Here is a 12,407-nt window from a genome sequence, read left to right as displayed (position 1 = left end):
ATATTTACTTATTCCTTTAAGTTTAAGTTTTTTATTAGTTTACCTTATACAAGAATAAGATTATCAGTTATAAAGTGCCCTAATGCAACTGTGTCGGGAGTAGAGGAGCCACCAATACCAGAAACCCCTTGTAGATTGATAACCAAATCAGCAACATCATCTGTAACCGTGCCATCAGCATCAATCGTTAGTTTGGCACTACCTGCAGTGCCAGTATCTGACACTGTAATATATTTATCAATATTAGCAAAAAGTGTCGCTTGGTTACCACTAGCAGTAATAAAATCTTTTAAATCTAATTTATCGCCACCAGCACCAAATATGAAGCCAGTTATGGTGTCTTCGCCATTATCTGTATTTGCATAAACAAAAATATCACTGCCTGCACCGCCATTTATAGTATCGTCACCTGCACTGCCCGTTATAGTATCGGCGTTATCGGTGCCGATATAAAAATTATATGCAAATGCCCAAGTTTTACCTGAGGTATTATCAATACCTGCAAAGTCATTACCCGAGGTGTCAGTTATAACGCCTGATGCCATTTTGATGTAATAAACACCTGAAGTTAAACTATTTGGGTTAAGAGTGAGTGTTGTGTCGCTAATATTAGCATTAGTAATGCTAATAGTTGCAACTTTTTCTGCGCTATTCCAGATTTCAACAATGCCACCATTTGTTTTGATGTTTTCAGAAAACTCAATTACTAGATTTGAAGGCTCGCCTAAGACATTGGTATCGCTGGTTTTTTCTGTAAAGGTTGGAACTTGTTCATCTACAGACAGAGGTTGTTGAGCTTGTCCATCTACAGAAGAAGGTTGTTGATTGTAGTAGTATTTAAGGGTGCCATCATTCTTACCCGCCACCAAATCTAGGTCGCCATCGCCATCAATATCGGCTAGGGTTGGTCTGGAAGAATATCCCACATCAATGCCATTAAAAGGATTGCTGTCTCCAGTTTTTGCTTCATAAGCAGGGTTAGAAGTAGTGCCTGTATTTTGATAGTATTTAAGGGTGCCATAAACCTCACTCACTACCAAATCTAGATCACCATCGCCATCAATATCAGCCAAGGTTGGTGTGGAATAATACCCCACATCAATGCCATTAAAAGGATTGTCATCTCCAGTTTTTGCTTCATAAGCAGGGTTAGAAGTAGTGCCTGTATTTTGATAGTATTTAAGGGTGCGATTCCCCTCACTCACCACTAAATCTAGGTCACCATCGCCGTCAATATCAGCCAAGGGTGTGGAAAAATACCCCACATCAATGCCATTAAAAGGATTGCTACCTCCAGTTTTTGCTTCATAAGCAGGGTTAGAAGTAGTGCCTGTATTTTGATAGTATTTAAGGGTGCCATTAAACTCACCCACCACCAAATCTAGGTCGCCATCGCCGTCAATATCGGCTAGGGTTGGTTTGGAGTGATGTCCCACATCAATGCCATTAAAAGGATTGTCATCTCCAGTTTTTGCTTCATAAGCAGGGTTAGAAGTAGTGCCTGTATTTTGATAGTATTTAAGGGTGCCATTATTCTCACCCACCACCAAATCCAGGTCGCCATCGCCGTCAATATCAGCCAAGGTTGGTGTGGAGTAAAGCCCCACATCAATGCCATTAAAAGGATTATTGCCCGAACCTGTTTTTTCAATATACTCAAGCTTAGTCTTAGCCAACACTACTCTATCAGCGGTAAATACTGGTGCATTACCTGCGACATCTGTTATATTATTTAGCGTAATATCGCTTGTTGGATTGTCAATATCAAAGTCTGTAGCGGCAATGCTATCTCCAGCTTGAACGCTATATTTAAACACCAGTTTCTTATCACCTGCAGTTGTAGAGGCAGTTTTATCCAAAACAAAGTCTTTGCCTGCAATGACCACTTTAGAGCCTGTGGTGTTATTAAGTTTCAAGGTCTCACTCATTGTCAGTGTTAGGCTGATAACATCGCCTGTCTTAAAAGCAGATTGTCCTGCTGGAATATTGCTTAGAGTCCATGGATTGGTCGTGATTGGGGTTGGGGCTTGAGTATCTACAGAAGAAGGTTGTTGATTGTAGTAATATTTAAGGGTGCCATCATTCTTACCCGCTACCAAATCTAGGTCGCCATCGCCGTCAATATCGGCTAGGGTTGGTGAGGCAGCATTTCCCACATCGATGCCATTAAAAGGATTGTCATCTCCAGTTTTTGCTTCATAAGCAGGGTTAGAAGTAGTACCTGTATTTTGATAGTATTTAAGGGTGCCATACTCCTCACCCACCACCAAATCTAGGTCGCCATCGCCGTCAATATCAGCCAAGGTTGGTGCGGAATAAAGCCCCACATCAATGCCATTAAAAGGATTACTATCTCCAGTTTTTGCTTCATAAGCAGGGTTAGAAGTAGTGCCTGTATTTTGATAGTATTTAAGGGTGCCATAAGCCTCACCCACCACCAAATCTAGGTCGCCATCGCCATCAATATCGGCTAGGGTTGGTGCGGAAAGATTCCCCACATCAATGCCATTAAAAGGATTGTCATCTCCAGTTTTTGCTTCATCAGCAGGGTTAGAAGTAGTGCCTGTATTTTGATAGTATTTAAGGGTGCCATCATTCCCACCCACCACCAAATCTAGGACGCCATCGCCGTCAATATCGGCTAGGGTTGGTTTGGCAGAATATCCCGCATCAATGCCATTAAAAGGATTGTCATCTCCAGTTTTTGCTTCATAAGCAGGGTTAGAAGTAGTGCCTGTATTTTGATAGTATTTAAGGGTGCCATTACTCTCACCCACTACCAAATCTAGGTCGCCATCGCCGTCAATATCAGCCAAGGTTGGTGTGGAGTAAAGCCCCACATCAATACCCTCAAAAGGATTATTGCCCGAACCTGTTTTTTTAATATACTCAAGCTTAGTCTTAGCCAGCACTACTCTATCAGCGGTAAATACTGGTGCATTACCTGCGACATCTGTTATATTATTTAGCGTAATATCGCTTGTTGGGTTGTCAATATCAAAGTCTGTAGCGGCAATGCTATCTCCAGCTTGAACGCTATATTTAAACACCAGTTTCTTATCACCTGCAGTTGTAGAGGCGGTTTTATCCAAAACAAAGTCTTTGCCTGCAATGACCACTTTAGAGCCTGTGGTGTTATTAAGTTTCAAGGTCTCGCTCATTGTCAGTGTTAGGCTGATAACATCGCCTGTCTTAAAAGCAGATTGTCCCGCTGGAGTATCGCTTAAAGTCCATGGATTGGTCGTGATTGGGGTTGGGTTAATGGTGTCATAAGTTACTGCTGTGCTAGTGCTAATTGCTGAATTGGTGCCATCACTAAGCGTTACTACAGCCGTGTAGGTTTTTCCATCGGCTAATTCAGATGGCATAGCAGAATGTGCGAGTGTCCAGGTGCCGTCAGCTGCAACAGCTGGTAATCCTGAAGTTATTGCTGTGCCTACTGTATTACTACCTTCAAAAAACTCAATTTTGGTAATCGTTAAAGTACCTATTCCAGTTGCTTTGCCTGAGAGTGCGGTTGCGTCTTTTTCACTATCATTAATGTAATTATCATCGGCACCTGCCCAAACAATGTCGGTAGTAAGGACGATGATTTCAAATGCCCATTGGTTGCTGTTTTTAGCAATACCCAGTGCATCGTTGCCTACCATATCCGTTATAGCACCAGAGTTCATTTCTAAATAGTAACTGCCTACGGTAAGTTTATTATTGGTTAAACCTAATGCTGATACATCAATAGTAAGTTTATCATTGGTAATGCTAAATTTATTTGTATCACTAGCGATATTAATCGTTGCTACTGTTACATCGCTACTATTCTTGATGAGAATACTGCCCGTGCCTGCTTTAATATTTTCACTAAAGTCAAGCACTAGATCTGAGGTTTCACCTAAGGTAACACTGGCTTGTGTTGTTAGAGTTGGAACTTGTCCATCTACAGAAGAAGGTTGTTGATTGTAGTAGTATTTAAGGGTGCCATCATACTTACCCACCACCAAATCTAGGTCGCCATCGTCGTCAATATCGGCTAGGGTTGGTCCAGAAGAATCTCCCACATCAATGCCATTAAAAGGATTGTCATCTCCAGTTTTTACTTCATAAGCAGGGTTAGAAGTGGTGCCTGTATTTTGATAGTATTTAAGGGTGCCATACTTCTCACCCACCACCAAATCTAGGTCGCCATCGCCGTCAATATCGGCTAGGGTTGGTTTGGAAAAATACCCCACATCAATGCCATTAAAAGGATTACTATCTCCAGTTTTTGCTTCATAAGCAGGGTTAGAAGTGGTGCCTGTATTTTGATAGTATTTAAGGGTGCCATACTTCTCACCCACCACCAAATCTAGGTCGCCATCGCCGTCAATATCGGCTAGGGTTGGTTTGGAAAAATACCCCACATCAATGCCATTAAAAGGATTACTATCTCCAGTTTTTGCTTCATAAGCAGGGTTAGAAGTAGTGCCTGTATTTTGATAGTATTTAAGGGTGCCATACTTCTCACCCACCACCAAATCTAGGTCGCCATCGCCGTCAATATCGGCTAGGGTTGGTTTGGAAGAATATCCCACATCAATGCCATTAAAAGGATTGCTATCTCCAGTTTTTACTTCATAAGCAGGGTTAGAAGTAGTGCCTGTATTTTGATAGTATTTAAGGGTGCCATTATCCTCACCCACCACCAAATCTAGGTCGCCATCGCCGTCAATATCAGCCAAGATTGGCACAGAAACATACCCCACATCAATACCCTTAAAAGGATTATTGCCCGAACCTGTTTTTTCAATATACTCAACCTTAGCCAACACTACTCTATCAGCGGTAAATACTGGTGCATTACCTGCAACATCTGTTATATTATTTAGCGTAATATCGCTTGTTGGATTGTCAATATCAAAGTCTGTAGCGGCAATGCTATCTCCAGCTTGAACACTATATTTAAACACCAGTTTCTTATCACCTGCAGTTGTAGAGGCAGTTTTATCCAAAACAAAGTCTTTGCCTGCAATGACCACTTTAGAGCCTGTGGTGTTATTAAGTTTCAAGGTCTCGCTCATTGTCAAAGTTAGGCTGATAACATCGTCTGTCTTAAAAGCAGATTGTCCTGCTGGAATATTGCTTAGAGTCCATGAGTTAGTAGCCGTTGGAGTTGGGGCTTGTCCATCTACAGAAGGTTGTTGATTGTAGTAGTATTTAAGGGTGCCATAAACCTCACCCACTACCAAATCTAGATCACCATCGCCATCAATATCGGCTAGGGTTGGTTTGGAAGAATATCCCACATCAATGCCATTATATCCCACATCAATGCCATTAAAAGGATTGTCATCTCCAGTTTTTGCTTCATAAGCAGGGTTAGAAGTAGTGCCTGTATTTTGATAGTATTTAAGGGTGCCATTTCTCTCACCCACCACCAAATCTAGGTCGCCATCGCCGTCAATATCAGCCAAGGTTGGTGTGGAATAACGCCACACATCAATGCCATTAAAAGGATTACTATCTCCAGTTTTTACTTCATAAGCAGGGTTAGAAGTAGTGCCTGTATTTTGATAGTATTTAAGGGTGCCATAATACTCACCCACCACCAAATCTAGGTCGCCATCGCCGTCAATATCGGCTAGGGTTGGTTTGGAATAATACCCCACATCAATGCCATTAAAAGGATTGCTACCTCCAGTTTTTGCTTCATAAGTAGGGTTAGAAGTAGTGCCTGTATTTTGATAGTATTTAAGGGTACCGCCACTCTCACCCACTACCAAATCTAGGTCACCATCGCCGTCAATATCGACTAGGATTGGTGAGGAAGAATATCCCACATCAATGCCATTAAAAGGATTACTATCTCCAGTTTTTGCTTCATAAGCAGGGCTAGAAGTAGTGCCTGTATTTTGATAGTATTTAAGGGTGCCATTTCTCTCACCCACCACCAAATCTAGGTCGCCATCGCCGTCAATATCAGCCAGGGTTGGCGCAGAAGCATTCCCCACATCAATACCCTCAAAAGGATTATTGCCCGAACCTGTTTTTTCAATATACTCAACCTTAGCCAACACTACTCTATCAGCGGTAAATACTGGTGCATTACCTGCGACATCTGTTATATTATTTAGCGTAATATCGCTTGTTGGATTGTCAATATCAAAGTCTGTAGCGGCAATGCTATCTCCAGCTTGAACACTATATTTAAACACCAGTTTCTTATCACCTGCAGTTGTAGAGGCGGTTTTATCCAAAACAAAGTCTTTGCCTGCAATGACCACTTTAGAGCCTGTGGTGTTATTAAGTTTCAAGGTCTCGCTCATTGTCAGTGTTAGGCTGATAACATCGCCTGCCTTAAAAGCAGATTGTCCTGCTGGAATATTGCTTAGAGTCCATGAGTTAGTAGCCGTTGGAGTTGGGGCTTGTCCATCTACAGAAGAAGGTTGTTGATTGTAATAATATTTAAGGGTGCCATTCTGCTCACCCACCACCAAATCTAGGTCGCCATCGCCGTCAATATCGGCCAGGGTTGGTGCGGAATAAATCCCCACATTAATACCATTAAAAGGATTACTATCTCCAGTTTTTACTTCATAAGCAGGATTAGAAGTAGTACCTGTATTTTGATAGTATTTAAGGGTGCCATAAGACTCACCCATCACCAAATCTAGGTCGCCATCGCCGTCAATATCGGCTAGGGTTGGTTTGGCAGAATATCCCACATCAATGCCATTAAAAGGATTACTATCTCCAGTTTTTGCTTCATAAGCAGGGTTAGAAGTAGTGCCTGTATTTTGATAGTATTTAAGGGTGCCATCATTCCCACCCACTACCAAATCTAGGTCACCATCGCCGTCAATATCGGCTAGGGTTGGTGAGGAAGCAATTCCCACATCAATGCCATTGAAAGGATTGTCATCTCCAGTTTTTGCTTCATAAGCAGGGTTAGAAGTAGTGCCTGTATTTTGATAGTATTTAAGGGGGCCATCATTCTCACCCACCACCAAATCTAGGTCGCCATCGCCGTCAATATCAGCCAAGGTTGGTGTGGAATAATACCCCACATCAATGCCATTAAAAGGATTATCACCTCCAGTTTTTGCTTCATAAGCAGGGCTAGAAGTAGAGCCTGTATTTTGATAGTATTTAAGGGTGCCATCATCCTTACCCACCACCAAATCTAGATCACCATCGCCATCAATATCAGCCAAGGTTGGTGTGGAATAATACCCCACATCAATACCCTCAAAAGGATTATTGCCCAAACCTGTTTTTTCAATATACTCAAGCTTAGTCTTAGCCAACACTACTCTATCAGTGGTAAATACTGGTGCATTACCTGCGACATCTGTTATATTATTTAGCGTAATATCGCTTGTTGGATTGTCAATATCAAAGTCTGTAGCGGCAATGCTATCTCCAGCTTGAACACTATATTTAAACACCAGTTTCTTATCACCTGCAGTTGTAGAGGCGGTTTTATCCAAAACAAAGTCTTTGCCTGCAATGACCACTTTAGAGCCTGTGGTGTTATTAAGTTTCAAGGTCTCGCTCATTGTCAGTGTTAGGCTGATAACATCGCCTGCCTTAAAAGCAGATTGTCCTGCTGGAATATTGCTTAGAGTCCATGAGTTAGTAGCCGTTGGAGTTGGGGCTTGTCCATCTACAGAAGAAGGTTGTTGATTGTAATAATATTTAAGGGTGCCATTCTGCTCACCCACCACCAAATCTAGGTCGCCATCGCCGTCAATATCGGCCAGGGTTGGTGCGGAATAAATCCCCACATTAATACCATTAAAAGGATTACTATCTCCAGTTTTTACTTCATAAGCAGGATTAGAAGTAGTACCTGTATTTTGATAGTATTTAAGGGTGCCATAAGACTCACCCATCACCAAATCTAGGTCGCCATCGCCGTCAATATCGGCTAGGGTTGGTTTGGCAGAATATCCCACATCAATGCCATTAAAAGGATTACTATCTCCAGTTTTTGCTTCATAAGCAGGGTTAGAAGTAGTGCCTGTATTTTGATAGTATTTAAGGGTGCCATCATTCCCACCCACTACCAAATCTAGGTCACCATCGCCGTCAATATCGGCTAGGGTTGGTGAGGAAGCAATTCCCACATCAATGCCATTGAAAGGATTGTCATCTCCAGTTTTTGCTTCATAAGCAGGGTTAGAAGTAGTGCCTGTATTTTGATAGTATTTAAGGGGGCCATCATTCTCACCCACCACCAAATCTAGGTCGCCATCGCCGTCAATATCAGCCAAGGTTGGTGTGGAATAATACCCCACATCAATGCCATTAAAAGGATTATCACCTCCAGTTTTTGCTTCATAAGCAGGGCTAGAAGTAGAGCCTGTATTTTGATAGTATTTAAGGGTGCCATCATCCTTACCCACCACCAAATCTAGATCACCATCGCCATCAATATCAGCCAAGGTTGGTGTGGAATAATACCCCACATCAATACCCTCAAAAGGATTATTGCCCAAACCTGTTTTTTCAATATACTCAAGCTTAGTCTTAGCCAACACTACTCTATCAGCGGTAAATACTGGTGCATTACCTGCGACATCTGTTATATTATTTAGCGTAATATCGCTTGTTGGATTGTCAATATCAAAGTCTGTAGTGGCAATGCTATCTCCAGCTTGAACACTATATTTAAACACCAGTTTCTTATCACCTGCAGTTGTAGAGGCGGTTTTATCCAAAACAAAGTCTTTGCCTGCAATGACCACTTTAGAGCCTGTGGTGTTATTAAGTTTCAAGGTCTCGCTCATTGTCAGTGTTAGGCTGATAACATCGCCTACCTTAAAAGCAGATTGTCCTGCTGGAATATCGCTTAAAGTCCATGGATTGGTCGTGATTGGGGTTGGGTTAATGGTGTCATAAGTTACTGCTGTGCTAGTGCTAATTGCTGAATTGGTGCCATCACTAAGCGTTACTACAGCCGTGTAGGTTTTTCCATCGGCTAATTCAGATGGCATAGCAGAATGTGCGAGTGCCCAAGTGCCGTCAGCTGCAACAACTGGTAATCCTGAAGTTATTGCTGTGCCTACTGTATTACTACCTTCAAAAAACTCAATTTTGGTAATCGTTAAAGTACCTATTCCAGTTGCTTTGCCTGAGAGTGTGGTTGCGTCTTTTTCACTATCATTAATGTAGTTATCATCGGCACCTATCCAAGCGATTGTGGTAAAAAGTGCTTTGGTTGCAAATACCCATTGGTTAGTATCTTTAGTAATGGCAGCAGCATCGTTACCCGCTATGTCAGTTACTGTGCCTGCATCCATGGTGATATAGTAACTGCCTTGGGTTAATTTATTATCAGTTAAACCTAATGCTGACACATCAATGGTGAGTTTATCGCCAGCAATGCTGAATTTAGTTGTCTCAGTAATATTAATGGTTGCTATTACTCTATCATCACTACCTTTAATAACAATACTACCTGTACTACCTGCTTGAATGTCTTCATTAAAATCAAGTATCAGGTCTGAGGTTTCACCCAATTCGGCCGAAGCTTGTGTTGTTAGGATTGGGGCAGTGTTGTCCACTACCACATCATTAGATTCAGCTGAAATAAGTGCTGTTGCAGTGAGTGCATTTGGCGCAAGGGTATCAATAACCTGAATATCATTTGCTGCAACCATATTTCTATTACCAGCAATATCTACAAATTTATCAGCAGCAACGCTAACTTCTAGATTGCCTTGAGTATCTGTATTAGGCACAACAACTAAGGTATAGGCTTTATTGGCATTAACACCTGTGGTAACCAATACTAAATCAGCAGCACCTTTAATAGTGCCATTGGTAATAACAATGTCCTCTTTGGTAAACTCTGTTACTACCTCGTTAAAGGTAAAGGTAAAGATGATTTCTTCACCTGCTTTGGTTGTAGCGTCTTCATTATCGGTAATGGTCAAGGTTGGTGCAACCGTATCAACTTTAAAATCACCTATTTTCTCTATCGCTGGGTTACTAGCAGTATCTTTTATATTGACTTTATAGCTGTAAGTTTGTCCATGGGTTAATGCTTGTAAATCTGTGGCTGTAACAGTAATGGTTGCACTATTGCTGGTAACAGTGCCTGTATAAGTTTTTTGGTTAATAACTAGTGAGACTTCTTGATTGTTTTCTACACCAGTTGTGGCAACTGTTACAGTGCCATTTCTGTTGTCTTCAATAGCGTTTAAAATATCTCCCCAGTTTAGTGTAATGTCTCCAATAGTTGGTACAACACCATCAACATTACGGTCTAATTCAATAGGATAAGTGCCTGTGGTGGTAACTATATTACCTACTGCATCGGTTACTCCTGTTAAGGCAATTGCACTTGCACTGGTAATCTCAAAATCTGCTTTATTGATACTATCATCGACTTTGACAGTGTAAGTAAAGAATAATTGTTTTAACTCATCTACTGATGCCCCTGCTTTGGCGGCACCTTTGCCGGTATCTAGTGTAAATTCCTTATTACCAATGGTCACTTTGCTACTGGTAGCATTGCTTAACGAGAGTGCTTCATTGGTTGTCATGGTTAACTCAATAACATCATCCACTTTAAAGCCTGATTGCCCATCTGTTGGTGAGTTGACTGCCCAGCTTGTTATGATTGGGGCAGCAGTGTCAATTAAAACAGGGGTGGTATTGCCACCTGTGCTTGTGCCGCCGCCTGTTGAAGATAAATTTATTTCAATTGTGTAGGTCTCGCCACTGACTAAAGTCGGTATTTTACTATTGGCTAATGTCCATTCGGTACCATTGGCAGAGGCAAAAGTGGGTAGGTTACTGGTCTCTACAACTTTGTCATTGGCTGTTGTTCCACTGGTTGCTTTAAATGTAATAGCACTGATAACAACGCCTGTTGCACCGCTAGAATTTGTTAATGTGCCTTGAATGGCAAGTGTGCTAAATTCACTGGCATTGATACCATTGTCGCTAACAGAATTACCACTTGCATCTACCCATTGTGCTGTGGTGGTGAATGAATAGACCAGAAAGCCCCAACCACTATTGCTGTCAATACCCTCATAATTATTACCTGCAGTATCTTTAAAAGTGCCTGCATCAATTTTGACATAGTAATTCTTATTGGCTATTAAATCACTACCTGGATTAATAGTGATAATTTTGTTAGTGCTATCAAGACTAACTTGGTTAGCTATATCAATCGTAATAAGAGTGCCAGGGTTGGCTTTATCATAAATGACAATACTGCCTGCTGTGTTTATTGTAACTGCCTCTAAAAAGGTCATCGTTAAGTTTTCATTAGGTGCCATATTGCCACTGAGTGTTGCTACTGGGGCTTTGGTGTCAATTGCTTGCTCGTTATTTGCTGCTGTTGTGCTGTAAGCATTGCCCGCACTGTCTGTAATTGCAGGATTAGCAGACACTGACACTGTTAAGTTAGAACCTACATCTAGGTCACTGCCAGGTACAACGGTCAAGGTATAGACTTTACCTGCATCAGCAGGTGTTGTGCTGGCAATTAAATCAGTACCTGTCTTAATAGCACCATTGCTGATGTTGATAACACTTTTATCAAAACCTGTTACTGCTTCACTAAAGGTAAAGGTATAGGTGATTGTATCGCCAGTTTTAAGGGTTAAAGTATCAGCCTTGTCATCGCTGATAATCAAAGTTGGGGCTTGAGTATCAAAACTTTGATTATTGCTGGCAGCAGCTGATTTTAGTGCTGTGTTAATTTTAGAAGTAGCAGCATCAACGGCTACTGTAAGGCTTATTATGCCTTTGCTGTTTGCAGGAGGGGTTAGTTCTAAAGTATAGACACTTTCACTACCATTAACAGAGGTAAAAGTACCTTTTGTACCGCCTGTAACTGTAATATCATTTATATCAAAATCTGTAACTGCTTCATCAAAAGTAAAGGTGTAGGTGATGTCTTCACCAACTTTAGCGGCGTCGGACTTGTCATCAGTAATACTTAAACCAATCCCCAAACCTGGAGTTGACTCGCTGTTGTCAATATCACTGGATGTAATCTTCTTAAAACCGTTTGAACCTAATAGCCCGTCAGTGCCTGATATATCAATCTTAACAAAACCATCTGCAAAATAAACCCTATCGCCATTAGAGGCTGTGAAGGAGACTTCTTCTTGGTATTCAGTACCGTTAATATTAACAGTTCTTTTGAAGGTGTAGGTATTGCCATCTAGTGTTTGTTCGTAGTTGTTAAAAGTGCCGGTTAAATAAATTAAATCATTGCCACCTGTTGAAGTAAGCCCTGTTGCATCGACTTTGGTGCCTTGTCCTACATAGACGGCATCGTCTCCACTATTGCCAGATGCTTTTAATGCTTGTCCGTGAGATTCAAGTCCGGTGATATCGGAATACCAGTTGACGAAGAAGCCGTTGGTGTTGCTGATGAAGTATTTTGTTTGTCCTGGCATGGGGTT

1 protein-coding gene is annotated in these 12,407 nt (G+C 41.4%); it reads right to left on the bottom strand.

Annotation, left to right across the window (positions count from 1 at the left end; genetic code table 11):
• Nucleotides 1-44: 44 nt before the first annotated feature.
• Nucleotides 45-12,401 carry an FG-GAP-like repeat-containing protein gene (locus AB8525_RS10005; protein ID WP_369177726.1) on the bottom strand — a complete coding sequence of 4,119 codons (12,357 nt, stop codon included), beginning with the start codon at nt 12,399-12,401 and terminating at the stop codon, nt 45-47.
• Between the last annotated feature and the right edge of the window lie 6 nt (nt 12,402-12,407).

It is taken from the genome of Candidatus Thiodubiliella endoseptemdiera, from assembly GCF_964212635.1.
GTDB lineage: Bacteria > Pseudomonadota > Gammaproteobacteria > PS1 > Pseudothioglobaceae > Thiodubiliella > Thiodubiliella endoseptemdiera.
The sequence above is the reverse complement of the archived record's forward strand: the minus strand, read 5'-3'. Positions and strand labels throughout refer to the sequence as shown.

Bases quoted from the DNA above. Each gene is read 5' to 3' on its own strand.
- AB8525_RS10005 (WP_369177726.1), bottom strand. From the start codon at position 12,401: ATGCCAGGACAAACAAAATACTTCATCAGCAACACCAACGGCTTCTTC.